This window comes from Providencia rettgeri, assembly GCF_041075285.1.
Taxonomy (GTDB): domain Bacteria; phylum Pseudomonadota; class Gammaproteobacteria; order Enterobacterales; family Enterobacteriaceae; genus Providencia; species Providencia rettgeri_G.
Window position 1 is genome coordinate 51,150 of sequence record NZ_CP163512.1, and the last position, 13,731, is coordinate 64,880.

The following is a 13,731-nucleotide window of genomic DNA, read 5'->3' on the forward strand; positions in this document are numbered from 1 at the left end:
CCAAATCTCACTAAGCAGTGACGCTAAAGCCCCACTGCGTTAGATTTATTTTGTCAATTGTTGCGTTAATGCAGGCAGAATTTTGAATAAATCACCGACTATTCCGTAATCGGCAAATTGGAAGATAGGGGCATTTTTGTCTTTGTTAATGGCGACGATAGTTTGCGCACCATTTGCCCCAACCATGTGCTGAATTTGTCCTGAAATACCGACGGCAAGATACAGTTCAGGTTTGAGCATCAAGTTAGAAATTCCCACATAACGCTCATGCTCCATCCATTTTTCGTTTTCAGCGACAGGGCGGGAACAGGCGATTTCAGCACCAATAGCATCTGCAAGTGTTTTGGCAATTGCAATATTTTCTTGGCTACCAATACCGCGTCCCACACTCACGACAAGGCGAGCTTTATCTAATTCCACGGAGTTGCCTGCTTTTTTCTGAACCGAGGTACGTACAACAGATTGTTTTGGTTCGATCCAGTGTGCAGTTTGAGCCGTACCGCTACGTGATGCATGACTCGCAGCCGCCTCAAAGGTACCTGCGGTAACGGTGGCAACAGAAAACACACTATTTAACGTTTCTTGACCAAAGGCTAAACCACCATAGACCATGTGTTTAACGACCGCTTTATCGGCTTCGATTGTGATCGAGGCGGCGTCATTAGATACAGCAGCTTGCAGCCTTGCACCTATCCGTGCAGCCAATAATTTTCCACGACGCGTGTTTGCGAGTAGCAATAACCCTTTGTCACCATGCTGTTTAATCGTTGCAACGATGGTGTCTGCATAATCTTCTAAAATACGGTCTTCAGGTTTACCTGTTAATTGAAAGACTTGCGTTGCACCTAGTTGAAATGCTTGGGAACTTTGTGCTTCATCTAATGCCAATACATTGACTTGCTCACCCAGAGTGAGTGCTCCGCCAATCAGTTCGGCTAGGCGGGAAGTCATATCACTAAAGACCCAAACAGTTGATAATTTACTCATGATGCCTCCGATTAAATAATTTTTCTTAAATGTTCAGCAAATTGAGCAATTTGGTCGTCACCATCACCTTCAATAATGATACGTTGACGAACTTTTTGCTTCGGTGCTGCGATGGATTGAGCTGATAGTGCAGCCATATCCGCGAGTTCAATATCTGCAATGCTCCAGGCTTGAACTGGTTTTTTTGCAGCGCCTAAAATCGCTTTCATCGATGGAATAACAGGGACATTAATGTCGGAGGTCACGGCAATAATTGCAGGTAAAGGAAGTGACAATGTTTCAATTTCATCTTCGAGTTCACGCTCAACCACAATGTTGTCCGCGGCAAGAGAAACAATTTTCTTCACGCCATTGATAGCTGGAATTTGCAAGCTTTCACCTAGTAGGATACTGACTTGCTGCGCATTGAGGTCGGCGGAACCGTCGCCACAAATAATTAAGTCAAAACCTATTTTTTGTGCTGCTGCACCAAGGGCGATTGCACTTTGATGGGGGAGAGCATGTTCGAATTGATCATCAATGACGACCACCAACTCATCTGGACCACGGGATAGTACGTCTTTACGCCCTTTCATATTTGTTAGGGCTTTACCACCAATACTTAATGCCGTAATTTTGCTATCCGGCTGTTGTGCTTTAATCTGATTAGCCGCTTCTATGGCATTTAAATCATATTGACTAATTTTGGTGTCTGCACGAGAAAAATCTAAAGAACCATCTGAGCTATTAATAATAATATCTTGTTCATCAGGAACAGATTTATAGCATGTAATAATATTCATTACATCTCCTAAAATATATTTAATAAATATGATCCGTGTTGGCTTCGGATTATATAATTATCATGAACTGGATATTTAAAAATAAAACCTAAGTCACCAATATTGAAAACTTCAAATTAAACTCGATTTAAATATTCATACTGATACTTTACTCACCAATATTGTAAAAATCATCAACTTAACAGCGAAATGTTCAATATTGTTATGCTAATCACCAATACTGAAGGTATTTAATAACACTGTTGTTACACGATATTTTATCCTATTGTATTTGTTGGTTAATTTAATAGATAAAACATTGGTAAGTAGTAACAAATATTTATCACGAATAATATTGTGACCTTAATAACAGAATTGTTAATAACGAGTCGACATGATTTGAGCAGTGATTGGATTAATATTTAATTAAAATTATGGGAATTAATTAATAAATAAGTGGTGAGGCGTTGAGAATAACAATTGTTTTAAAGCTTATATATTAAATAATAAATCGGGATCGAACTATGAGCAAAGAAAATAAAAAGGGCGGGATAGAACCTAAAGTGTTTTTTCCTCCATTGATCATTGTTGGACTATTATGTTGGTTAACCGTCCGTGACCTTGATGCTTCGAATGAAGTGATCAACCAAGTGTTTAGCTACGTCACAAACGTATGGGGCTGGGCATTTGAATGGTATATGGTCGTGATGTTTGGCGGCTGGTTTTGGTTAATCTTAGGGCCATATGCCAAAAAACGTCTAGGGGAAGAAAAGCCAGAATTTAGCCGTGCGAGTTGGATTTTTATGATGTTTGCTTCATGTACATCGGCTGCGGTACTTTTCTGGGGGTCTATTGAAATTTATTATTATATTTCAACGCCACCTTTTGAGTTCGAACCTTATTCAAACCAAGCAAAAAGCATCGGGTTAGCCTACAGCTTGTTCCATTGGGGACCGCTACCATGGGCAACTTATAGCTTCTTATCTGTTGCTTTCGGTTACTTCTTCTTTGTTCGCAAAATGGATGTTATCCGGCCAAGTAGTACGTTGGTGCCACTAGTGGGCGAAAAACGTGTTAATGGTTGGTTTGGAACACTGGTTGATAATTTCTATTTAGTGGCACTCATCCTTGCGATGGGAACCAGTTTAGGATTAGCGACACCCCTTGTCACTGAATGTATGCAGTATTTATTTGGTATTCCTCATACCTTACAGCTTGATGCGATCATTATTTTCTGTTGGATCATTTTGAACGCAATCTGTGTGGCATTTGGTCTGCAAAAAGGGGTAAGAATAGCCAGTGATGTGCGTAGCTATTTGAGTTTCTTGATGCTTGGCTGGGTATTCATTGTTGGTGGTGCAAGCTTTATCGTTAACTACTTTACCGATTCTATCGGTGTATTAATGATGTATATGCCGCGCATGTTGTTCTATACAGATGCTGTGAGTAAAAGCGGTTTCCCACAAGGCTGGACTGTATTTTATTGGGCTTGGTGGGTTATTTACGCTATCCAAATGTGTATTTTCCTCGCTCGTATCTCTAAAGGTCGTACCGTTCGCGAACTGTGTATCGGTATGGTCGCGGGTCTGACCGCAGGTACCACCCTGATTTGGACGATTTTAGGCAGTAACACGCTGCAACTTATTGACCAAAACATTATTAATATTCCACACCTGATTGAAGAATTTGGCGTTGCACGCGCCATCATTGAGACATGGGCTGCCTTACCTTTGAGCACTGTAACAATTTGGGGCTTCTTCATCCTCTGCTTTATCGCCACTGTAACACTGATTAATGCCTGTTCATACACCCTCGCTATGTCGACTTGTCGCGCAGTGAAAGATGGTGATGAGCCGCCATTGTTAGTGCGCATTGGTTGGTCTGTTTTAGTTGGTGTCATCGGCATTGTTTTACTTGCTCTAGGCGGATTGAAACCAATTCAAACAGCGATAATTGCCGGAGGATGCCCACTTTTTTTCGTCAACATTATGGTAACGCTCTCATTTATTAAAGATGCCAAAGTGCATTGGAAAGATGACTAATTTATTCAGAAACAACATGTAAGAGGTTATTGATATGGATTTTAGATTGAATGATGAGCAGGAACTGTTTGTTGCAGGGATCCGTGAACTGATGGCCAGTGAAAACTGGGAAAGCTACTTTGCGCAGTGCGATCGCGACAGCCAATATCCTGAGCGCTTTGTTAAAGCGTTAGCGGATATGGAAATCGATAACCTGCTGATCCCAGAAGAACATGGTGGTTTAAATGCAGGCTTTATCACCGTCGCAGCGGTATGGATGGAGCTGGGGCGTTTAGGTGCACCAACTTACGTACTGTATCAATTACCCGGCGGCTTTAATACGGTACTTCGCGAAGGGACGCAAGAACAGATTGATAAAATTATGGCGTTTCGCGGTACCGGTAAACAAATGTGGAACTCTGCAATTACTGAGCCAGGTGCAGGATCTGACGTGGGGAGTTTACAAACTACCTATCAGCGCCGTAATGGCAAAGTTTACCTGAACGGAAGCAAATGTTTTATCACCAGTAGTGCTTATACCCCATACATTGTGGTGATGAGCCGCGATGCGGATTCACCGGATAAACCTGTGTTTACTGAGTGGTTCTTGGATATGAGCAAACCAGGTATCAAGGTAAACAAACTTGAGAAACTGGGCTTGCGTATGGACAGCTGCTGTGAAATTACCTTTGATAACGTCGAACTGGATGAAAAAGATATGTTCGGTCGCGAAGGCAATGGTTTCAACCGCGTCAAAGAAGAGTTTGACCATGAGCGCTTCTTAGTGGCGCTGACCAACTATGGTACCGCGATGTGTGCATTTGAAGATGCGGCGCGTTATGCCAACCAGCGTGTGCAATTCGGCGAAGCCATTGGTCGTTATCAATTAATTCAAGAAAAATTTGCACATATGGCGATCAAGCTCAATTCAATGCGAAACATGTTATATGAAACTGCATGGAAGAGTGACAACGGGTTGATCACCTCTGGTGATGCAGCGATGTGTAAATACTTCTGTGCAAATGCCGCATTCGAAGTCGTGGACTCTGCGATGCAAGTACTCGGTGGCGTTGGTATTGCAGGTGAACATCGGATCGCACGTTTCTGGCGCGACCTGCGTGTTGACCGCGTATCAGGTGGTTCAGATGAAATGCAAATACTGACACTGGGCCGTAGTGTACTAAAACAGTACCGCTAATAACGTAACCGTCGTGGATTGGCTCTTTAACTATGGTTAGAGGGTCAACCGAGTTTCACAGGAGAATCGAAAATGGCAGCGCATTTACCTATGCCTGAATTTGGTCCACTTTCAGGGGTTAAAGTCGTATTTTCAGGAATTGAAATTGCAGGCCCATTCGCAGGACAAATGTTTGCGGAGTGGGGCGCAGAAGTTATATGGATTGAGAACGTTGCGTGGGCCGACACTATCCGTGTTCAGCCAAATTACCCACAACTTTCACGTCGTAATTTGCGGGCACTATCCTTGAATATTTTTAAGGATGAAGGGCGAGACGCATTTCTGAAGTTGATGGAAACGACTGACATATTTATTGAAGCGAGTAAAGGACCGGCATTTGCCCGCCGTGGGATCACCGATGAAGTGCTGTGGGAGCACAATCCCAAATTGGTTATCGCGCATCTATCGGGCTTTGGTCAATATGGTGATCCGCAATATACCAACCTTGCCGCCTATAACACTATCGCGCAGGCCTTTAGTGGCTACCTCATTCAAAACGGTGATAAAGACCAACCGATGCCTGCTTTCCCATATACCGCTGACTATTTCTCCGGAATGACCGCCACCACTGCGGCGTTAGCGGCGTTATACAAAGCGCGTGAAACAGGTAAAGGAGAAAGTATTGATGTGGCGATGTATGAAGTGATGCTGCGCATGGGGCAATACTTCATGATGGATTATTTCAATGGTGGTGAGATTTGTCCACGTATGACCAAAGGTAAAGACCCGTATTACGCCGGTTGCGGTCTATATAGCTGTAATGATGGTTATATTGTTATGGAAATCGTTGGTATTACGCAAATTCAAGAAATTTTCAAAGATATCGGACTGGCACATTTACTGGGTACGCCTGAAATCCCAGAAGGCACACAACTTATTCACCGTGTTGAATGCCCATATGGGCCATTAGTTGAAGAAAAATTGGATGAGTGGTTAGGGGCTCGTTCAATTGAAGAGGTTCTGGCTAGGTTGGCTGAGCTGAACATCGCCAGTGCCAAAGTGTTGACCATTCCTGAGTTAGAAACGAATCCACAATATATTGCTCGTGAATCCATTACCAGTTGGCAAACCATGGATGGGGAAACCTGTCGTGGTCCAAATGTAATGCCAAAATTCAAAAATAATCCGGGGCAAATTTGGCGTGGTATGCCATCCCACGGTATGGACACGAGTGAAATACTAAAAAGCATTGGCTACAGCGAAAATGATATTCGGGGGCTGGTCGATAAAGGGCTAGCCAAAATTGTTGAGTAATTGAATGATTATTCAGGTCAATCTTTCCTTGTTGACCTGAAAATTCATTAGGGAAAATAGAGGGAAAACAATTAATGGATGTAATCGGTAGACAAAATTTGCGTCAAATGTGGGATGACCTTGCGTTGACTCACCAAGACAATAAGGCGCTTATCTTTGAGTCTTGTGATGGAAATATCCGCGAATTCAGCTATTTAGAAATGAATAAGCAAATTAATCGCACAGCAAATCTCTTTTTAGCTTATGGCATTCAAAAAGGAGATAAAGTTGCCTTACATCTGGATAATTGCCCTGAATTTTTCTTTTGCTGGTTTGGTTTAGCGAAAATCGGCGCAATTATGGTGCCCATCAATGCACGCTTTAAATATCTTGAAAGCGCGTGGATTATGCAGAATTGCCAGCCTCGTATGGTGGTAACTTGCACGCCGTTTGTCGACATTTATCAGCGTGTTTTAGCCGATGAGAGCACTCGCCTCGAACATATTTTTTTAATTGCAGATACGCCCGTTCCACAACAAGACGGTATTTCGGACTTTTTATCGGAACATGCACATCAACCAACTGAACTCACACAAATTAGAGAACTTAGTGTGAGCGATACAGCGGAAATCTTGTTTACATCAGGGACAACCTCAAAACCAAAAGGGGTGATTATCACCCACTATAATTTGCGTTTTGCGGGCTATTACTCTTCATGGCAAAACGCATTGCGCGCCGATGATGTGTACTTAACCGTGATGCCTGCCTTTCACATTGATTGCCAGTGTACGGCAGCGATGGCGGCTTTCTCCGTAGGGGCAACATTTGTTTTAATCGAAAAATACAGCGCGCGACGTTTTTGGCAGCAGGTTGTGAAGCACCGCGCTACTGTGATAGAGCTGATCCCAATGATGATCCGGACGTTGTTAAGCCAGCCGCTGGCGGATAACGAAAAAGATCATTGCCTGCGAGAAGCCATGTTCTATCTCAATTTAAGTGATGAAGAAAAAGAGCAGTTTATGGCTCGTTTTGGTGTAAAACGCTTTTTGACCTCTTATGGTATGACGGAAACGATTGTGGGGGTAATTGGTGACAGACCCGGTGATATACGCCGCTGGCCGTCAATTGGTCGCCCTGGTTTTTGTTATCAAGCGCAAATTCGAGATAAAAACAATCAGCCGGTTAAAACTGGGGTGATAGGTGAACTGTGCTTGAAAGGCGAACGCGGTAAAACGCTTTTCAAAGAGTATTACAACAATCCCGAAGCGACAGCGAAAACCTTTGATGACACAGGCTGGATGCACACTGGGGATTTTGCCTACCAAGATGAGGACGGCTTTTTCTATTTTGTCGATAGAAGCTGCAACATGATCAAACGCGGCGGTGAGAATGTCTCTTGTAGTGAAATCGAAAATATTATTGCCTCACATCCTGCGATTGTGGATGTGGCAGTGATTGGCGTAGCGGATGATATCCGCGACGAAGCGATTAAAGCGTTTATCGTGTTGGAGGAAGGTGAAACCTTAACACAGGAAGAGTTTTTTGCTTTTTGTGAAAAACAAATGGCGAAGTTCAAAGTACCGACATGTGTTGAAGTGCGTAAAGATTTACCGCGCAATTGTTCAGGGAAAGTGCTGAAAAAACATCTGCAATAACCGGATTATTCTACTAATTCTAAGGGCACCTTTGTTTTATCACGTAAAACACAGTGCCACCCGATGATGACTAAAGGATTGCACTATGAGCGAATCATTAAAAATTACCCGCAATGGCTCCATTTTAGAAATCGTACTCGATAGACCTAAAGCGAATGCGATAGATGCAAAAACCAGTTTCAAAATGGGCGAAGTATTTCTTAACTTTCGGGATGATCCATCTTTGAGAGTTGCCATCATTACAGGAGCAGGGGAGCGCTTCTTTTCTGCGGGGTGGGATTTAAAATCCGCGGCGGAAGGTGAAGCTCCCGATGCGGATTTTGGGCCCGGTGGCTTTGCTGGGTTAACCGAAATTTTTAATCTCAATAAACCCGTTATTGCGGCAGTGAACGGTTATGCGTTTGGTGGCGGTTTTGAACTCGCATTGGCAGCAGATATGATTATTTGCTCTGAAAATGCCAGTTTTGCATTGCCAGAAGCTCAACTTGGCATTGTTCCCGATAGCGGCGGTGTTTTACGTTTACCAAAAATTCTCCCTGCACCAATTGTGAATGAAATGGTAATGACAGGTAGACGAATGGATGCGCAGGAAGCATTACGTTGGGGAATTGCGAATGATGTGGTGCCGAGTGAAAAGCTGATGGATAGAGCCCGTGAGTTGGCGGAACAAATTACCCAAAGCGCACCATTGGCCGTGGCGGCACTCAAAGAGATTTTCCGTGCAACAGGGGAACTCACTGTTGAAGAGGGGTATAAACTTATGCGTAGTGGTGTGCTGGCAAACTACCCTGCGGTTTTACACTCCGAAGATGCATTAGAAGGTCCACTGGCGTTTGCCGAAAAACGTTCACCCAGTTGGAAAGGGCGCTAGTCGCGAGGTGAATTTTGAGTTTTTACGCTTTTGAAGGGGTGATCCCAGTTGTTCACCCTACCGCATATGTACATCCAACCGCGGTAGTGATCGGTGATGTTATTATCGGTGAAGGAGTGTTTGTTGGGCCTAACGCCTCTTTACGTGGGGACTATGGTCGTTTGATCATAGAAAAAGGCGCGAATATTCAGGATTGCTGCATTATGCATGGCTATAGTGATATAGAAACTATTGTCCATGAATGTGGACACATAGGGCACGGTGCTATCTTACACGGATGCATTATTGGTCGTGATGCTTTAGTCGGCATGAATAGTGTGATCATGGATGGTGCTATCATTGGTGAAGAAAGTATTGTTGCGGCGATGAGCTTTGTTAAAGCTGGCTTTCAAGGCGAACCACGGCAAATGTTGGTGGGGAGCCCTGCAAGGCTTCTTCGTCAAGTCAGGGATGAAGAATTACATTGGAAGCAATTAAATACAAAAGAGTATCAAGACCTTGCAGCACGTTATCTTGTTGGATTGCAAGAGACACAACCTTTGACCGAAATTGAAATTAATCGGCCTAAGCTGTTTGGTACCACAGATGTGAAGCCAAAAGGGCAATAGGTCATCAAAGAAAATAAAAAACGCAGATCTAAAAACCTGCGTTTTTTTATTTATAACATAAATGCATTAACGGCGTTGTGCTTTGGATAACATCCATTGCCATTTTTGCTCTCTATTTAGCTCGCTCGGTGGCATTGAGGTCGCTTTAACAGGGGCATCAAGGGTTACTTTTTCCGATTGGTGGTTTCTTAAACGAGCGTAAAGTTGGTTATCAATTTTATTGACTTTAATTAAGCGTTGGCATTGGCATCCGCGTCCCGATAATTTATTAGGGATCATTTTAACTTCACACTGGATCTCAGCCACATCCGATAGAATATAAGAAACAATATTGACAGCATTAGGATGCGGAATATCAAAATTATTGGATATTTCTCTGGCGGTTGTCCAACGACCTTGCTTCATTACCCAATGTGCAATGGATAAATACAATGGTTCGTTAGTATATTTTCCACACATAAGCGCTCCCAAATCTAATTATTAAAATTGAATAAATAAAGAGAAACTATATGTAAATTGTAGTTGGAATAATTCAATTTTCTTTAGTTAAAAGAAAATAAGCAATTATTAAAGCCTGGTTAAAATTGTTAAAATAATATAATCGTTATTAATTTGTTTATTATTAATTAAAATATTTAAGCATTTTATAAAACGAATATAAGTCAGAGCTTAAATTGCGCAGTCATACAGTGACAAAGTTCATAATAATAGATTTAAATATAATTTGCATGTATTTATTTTGAAAATTTACATTCAAAATAATAATTTTCCTTATATTCTATTAAGGAGTAAAGAGATAAACAGAGTTGTTTATAAGCTGATTATATTTGGTTTTTTTATTGAAACGGATGTTCTTAAATTAAGAAAAACATGTAAAAATGTTAAGTAAAAACGCTATTTTTATAACACCATAATCTAATTGTAATACTCAAATCAGGCGTATTTAAAAAAATGAGAGTGATTACGTAACGCAATGACTCTCATTAGATAACAAATTATTTGTTCAGATAGCTTGTGATTGAGTTTACAATCCCTTTTGCATCTAACCCAAGGTCAGCAATCAACTCTTCTTGGCTACCTTGGGGGATAAATTCATCAGGTAAACCGAGGTTTAAAATAGGAATGATTTTCTTCTCATGCATGAGAAACTCATTTACACCACTTCCTGCTCCCCCCATAACGGCATTTTCTTCAAGGGTCACTAGCACATCATGGTGATTTGCCATTTCAAGGATTAACGCCTCATCCAACGGTTTTACAAAGCGCATATCAACAACGGTTGCATTTAGCTGCTCAGCCGCTTCAAGGGCGTGGCTGAGTAAAGTACCGAAGCACAGGATTGCCACTTTTTCCCCTTGGCGACGGATCACACCTTTACCAATGGGTAATGGTGCCAAAGGTTGTAATACTGCGCCTATTCCTGTACCACGAGGGTAGCGAATGGCGCTTGGGCCATCATTGTAATGGTAGCCAGTATGTAGCATTTGACGGCATTCATTTTCATCACTTGGTGCCATAATAACCATGGTTGGAATACAGCGTAAGAATGAAATATCAAATGAACCTTGGTGGGTTTGCCCATCAGCACCCACTATCCCTGCGCGATCAATAGCAAACATCACGGGGAGCTTTTGGATCGCGATATCATGAATAACCTGATCATAACCACGCTGTAAAAACGTTGAGTAAATAGCCACAATCGGTTTATAACCGCCAATCGCTAAACCTGCTGCAAAGGTGACAGCATGCTGTTCAGCAATTGCCACGTCAAAGTATTGGTCGGGAAACTCTTTTGAAAAACGCACCATCCCAGAGCCTTCGCGCATCGCAGGGGTGATAGCCATTAACTTGCCATCATTTTTTGCTTCTTCGCATAACCAGTCACCAAAAATTTTGGAGAATGTTGGGCCCGTTTCTTTGCTCTTTGGTAGTGTAAAAGTGCTTGGGTCAAATTTAGGGACTGCGTGCCAGCTAATGGGATCTTTTTCCGCAGGTTCATAACCACGACCTTTTTTGGTCATAACGTGCAGGAATTGCGGTCCCTTTAAGTCGCGCATATTTTTCAACGTTTGGGTGAGTGCCACAACATCGTGCCCATCAACAGGTCCAATATAGTTGAAGCCAAGTTCTTCAAACATGGTGCCAGGAACCACCATGCCCTTGATGTGTTCTTCGGTTTTTTTCAGTAATTCTTTAATGGGTGGCATGTTAGAGAATACTTTTTTGCCACCTTCACGTAATGTGGTGTATAGCTTGCCAGAAAGTAAGTGAGCTAAGTGGTTATTTAGCGCCCCAACATTTTCTGAAATCGACATCTCATTATCGTTGAGGATCACTAACATATCGGGTGCTGCATCTCCCGCGTGGTTCATGGCTTCAAATGCCATCCCCGCAGTGATTGCCCCATCACCAATGACACAAACGGTTTTACGATTTCTTTTCTCTTTTTCTGCCGCAATAGCCATACCTAAACCGGCACTGATGGAGGTAGAAGAATGGCCAACGCTTAAAATGTCATATTCACTCTCATCGCGCCAAGGGAATGGATGCAATCCATTTTTTTGGCGAATAGTATCAATTCGGTCACGGCGACCAGTTAAAATTTTGTGGGGATACGCTTGGTGACCGACATCCCACACTAAATTATCGAACGGTGTTTTATAGACATAATGCAAGGCAACAGTTAATTCAACTGCGCCGAGACCAGAGGCAAAGTGACCGCTAGAACGACTCACGCTACTCAGCAGAAATTGTCTGAGTTCATCACAAAGCTTAGGCAAGCTTTCTTTGGGCAGCAGACGAAGCTCATCGGGCGTTTCTGCCAATGCTAGCGTTGGATATTTAGCGATATCAATACTCATTAGGTGCTCACTTATAATTAATCAAAAATACCCGGCATATTTCAAGTTGTAGGAAGGGGCTGTATTTTCTTACGCTAGCGATATACAAAGAGATATTTCTTGCGATTTGTTCTAATGCCGCCTACTCGTTACATGAAATATTTAGGGTAAAGCCCGTTTCACAGCTTAAACTACATCGGGTAATCAATGCCGTAATTATCAGTCTTATTAATACTGAAAGGCAAAGCATATTGTCAGCTTTTACGCTCAATAATAAAATTAGCTAAAGCACTTAGCATATCTATATTATACCCGTGGGATTGGATCGTCTCTAAAGCGTCTATCGCAGCATGATATAGCTCACGCGCTTTTTGTTGTGCAGCCTCAAGGCCAAGTAGAGATGGATAAGTGCTTTTTTCGTGTTCTGCATCTGCGCCTTGGCGTTTGCCCGTGATAGCACTGTCCCCAATGACGTCTAGGATATCGTCTTGAACTTGAAAGGCAAGCCCAATAGATTCGGCGTATTTATCCAATGCTGGCAATAACTGATGCCCTTTATTACCCGCAGCATATGCTCCAAGGCGGATCGCCGCACGAATGAGCGCCCCGGTTTTGTGTTGATGAATACGTTCTAATGAAGCGAGGTCAACACACTTACCTTCTGCATCTAAATCAAGAGCTTGCCCACCACACATACCAGCGAGACCACTGGCGTAGGCCAATTCGGCTATCATCGCAATACGGTCTTTATCAGAAACCCCTGGCATTTTCGCTGAAGCAAGTAACTGAAATGCGAGGGTTTGTAAGGCGTCACCAGCTAAAATAGCATTTCCTTCACCATACTTAATATGGCAAGTGGGTTGACCGCGACGTAAATCATCATCATCCATGGCCGGTAAATCGTCATGGATCAGTGAATAGGCATGGATACATTCCACTGCGGATGCAGGAGCATCAAGGCTTTCTTCACTAACACCTAGCATAGAACCAACAGCATAGGTTAAAAAGGGACGTAAACGTTTTCCACCTAATAATGCACCGTAACGCATGGCATTGGCTAACGGAAGATCCGCAAAGGGCAGCGCATTAAGCGTGTCTAATAGGTATTGGTTAACTCTGTTGTAGGCGTGTTTTTGTTGCAGCGCGAAGCTATCTGGAAGTTGTTCAGACATAATTTATTCAGTATCAGGTGAAAAATCAGCAAGGGGGGTATTTTCATCATCACTAAGCAAGATTTGTACACGCTGCTCGGCTTGTTGCAGCACTTTTTGACCTTGTTTGGCGATTTGAACACCACGTTCGAATTCATTGAGTGCATCTTCTAATGGGAGATCGCCGGATTCGAGACGAGCGACAATCTGCTCCAGCTCTTTAAGTGAATTTTCGAAACTAACGGTTGGAACTTGCTGAGATTTTTCTTTAGCCATGTTGTTTAGCCACTAATGTTAAATCAATATATTCGGGGTATTTTAAATATTTAGCAGACTAGCGCAGTCTTGCTACGGTTACAATTTATTA

The 13,731-nt window shown here is 42.6% G+C and carries 12 protein-coding genes; 6 read left to right on the top strand and 6 right to left on the bottom strand.

Annotated elements, in window-relative coordinates:
- Positions 1 to 45 precede the first annotated feature (45 nt).
- Complete coding sequence (locus tag AB6N04_RS00210) at positions 46 to 987, bottom strand: FAD-binding protein (protein WP_369309959.1); 942 nt, start codon at positions 985 to 987, stop codon at positions 46 to 48.
- Positions 988 to 998: 11 nt separating this feature from the next.
- Positions 999 to 1,769: a putative electron transfer flavoprotein FixA gene (gene fixA, locus AB6N04_RS00215; protein ID WP_369309960.1), complete on the bottom strand. Its 771-nt coding sequence runs from the start codon at positions 1,767 to 1,769 to the stop codon at positions 999 to 1,001.
- A gap of 503 nt (positions 1,770 to 2,272) precedes the next feature.
- Between fixA and caiT the strand changes: the two genes are divergently transcribed.
- From caiT to caiE, 6 genes are all read left to right on the top strand, one after another.
- Entirely contained in the window at positions 2,273 to 3,790 is a 1,518-nt protein-coding gene (caiT, locus tag AB6N04_RS00220; RefSeq protein ID WP_369309961.1) for an L-carnitine/gamma-butyrobetaine antiporter, read from the top strand.
- A 34-nt stretch (positions 3,791 to 3,824) separates the two neighbouring features.
- Positions 3,825 to 4,967: a crotonobetainyl-CoA dehydrogenase gene (gene caiA, locus AB6N04_RS00225; RefSeq protein ID WP_219245735.1), complete on the top strand. Its 1,143-nt coding sequence runs from the start codon at positions 3,825 to 3,827 to the stop codon at positions 4,965 to 4,967.
- Between the two features lie 72 nt (positions 4,968 to 5,039).
- Entirely contained in the window at positions 5,040 to 6,260 is a 1,221-nt protein-coding gene (gene caiB / locus AB6N04_RS00230) for an L-carnitine CoA-transferase (protein ID WP_369309962.1), read from the top strand.
- Positions 6,261 to 6,334: 74 nt separating this feature from the next.
- A complete protein-coding gene (caiC, locus tag AB6N04_RS00235) occupies positions 6,335 to 7,894 on the top strand; it encodes a crotonobetaine/carnitine-CoA ligase (protein ID WP_369309963.1) in 1,560 nt (519 codons plus the stop codon).
- Positions 7,895 to 7,979: 85 nt separating this feature from the next.
- Positions 7,980 to 8,765, top strand: a complete 786-nt coding sequence (gene caiD, locus AB6N04_RS00240) for a crotonobetainyl-CoA hydratase (protein WP_369309964.1) — start codon at positions 7,980 to 7,982, stop codon at positions 8,763 to 8,765.
- Positions 8,766 to 8,779: 14 nt separating this feature from the next.
- Positions 8,780 to 9,373, top strand: a complete 594-nt coding sequence (gene caiE / locus AB6N04_RS00245; protein ID WP_369309965.1) for a carnitine operon protein CaiE — start codon at positions 8,780 to 8,782, stop codon at positions 9,371 to 9,373.
- A gap of 66 nt (positions 9,374 to 9,439) precedes the next feature.
- Here caiE and caiF read toward each other — a convergent pair whose 3' ends face one another.
- From caiF to xseB, 4 genes are all read right to left on the bottom strand, one after another.
- Positions 9,440 to 9,832: a carnitine metabolism transcriptional regulator CaiF gene (gene caiF, locus AB6N04_RS00250; RefSeq protein WP_369309966.1), complete on the bottom strand. Its 393-nt coding sequence runs from the start codon at positions 9,830 to 9,832 to the stop codon at positions 9,440 to 9,442.
- 536 nt (positions 9,833 to 10,368) lie between these two features.
- Positions 10,369 to 12,234, bottom strand: a complete 1,866-nt coding sequence (gene dxs / locus AB6N04_RS00255; RefSeq protein WP_369309967.1) for a 1-deoxy-D-xylulose-5-phosphate synthase — start codon at positions 12,232 to 12,234, stop codon at positions 10,369 to 10,371.
- 233 nt (positions 12,235 to 12,467) lie between these two features.
- Entirely contained in the window at positions 12,468 to 13,385 is a 918-nt protein-coding gene (ispA, locus tag AB6N04_RS00260) for a (2E,6E)-farnesyl diphosphate synthase (protein ID WP_369309968.1), read from the bottom strand.
- Between the two features lie 3 nt (positions 13,386 to 13,388).
- On the bottom strand, positions 13,389 to 13,640 hold the full coding sequence (gene xseB / locus AB6N04_RS00265; RefSeq protein ID WP_369309969.1) for an exodeoxyribonuclease VII small subunit: 252 nt from the start codon (positions 13,638 to 13,640) through the stop codon (positions 13,389 to 13,391).
- Positions 13,641 to 13,731 lie beyond the last annotated feature (91 nt).

What these genes read in the sequence shown, in the direction of transcription:
- AB6N04_RS00210 (WP_369309959.1), bottom strand. Translation starts at nt 987, where the DNA reads ATGAGTAAATTATCAACTGTTTGGGTCTTTAGTGATATGACTTCCCGC.
- fixA (WP_369309960.1), bottom strand. Translation starts at nt 1,769, where the DNA reads ATGAATATTATTACATGCTATAAATCTGTTCCTGATGAACAAGATATT.
- caiT (WP_369309961.1), top strand. Translation starts at nt 2,273, where the DNA reads ATGAGCAAAGAAAATAAAAAGGGCGGGATAGAACCTAAAGTGTTTTTT.
- caiA (WP_219245735.1), top strand. Translation starts at nt 3,825, where the DNA reads ATGGATTTTAGATTGAATGATGAGCAGGAACTGTTTGTTGCAGGGATC.
- caiB (WP_369309962.1), top strand. Translation starts at nt 5,040, where the DNA reads ATGGCAGCGCATTTACCTATGCCTGAATTTGGTCCACTTTCAGGGGTT.
- caiC (WP_369309963.1), top strand. Translation starts at nt 6,335, where the DNA reads ATGGATGTAATCGGTAGACAAAATTTGCGTCAAATGTGGGATGACCTT.
- caiD (WP_369309964.1), top strand. Translation starts at nt 7,980, where the DNA reads ATGAGCGAATCATTAAAAATTACCCGCAATGGCTCCATTTTAGAAATC.
- caiF (WP_369309966.1), bottom strand. Translation starts at nt 9,832, where the DNA reads ATGTGTGGAAAATATACTAACGAACCATTGTATTTATCCATTGCACAT.
- dxs (WP_369309967.1), bottom strand. Translation starts at nt 12,234, where the DNA reads ATGAGTATTGATATCGCTAAATATCCAACGCTAGCATTGGCAGAAACG.
- ispA (WP_369309968.1), bottom strand. Translation starts at nt 13,385, where the DNA reads ATGTCTGAACAACTTCCAGATAGCTTCGCGCTGCAACAAAAACACGCC.
- xseB (WP_369309969.1), bottom strand. Translation starts at nt 13,640, where the DNA reads ATGGCTAAAGAAAAATCTCAGCAAGTTCCAACCGTTAGTTTCGAAAAT.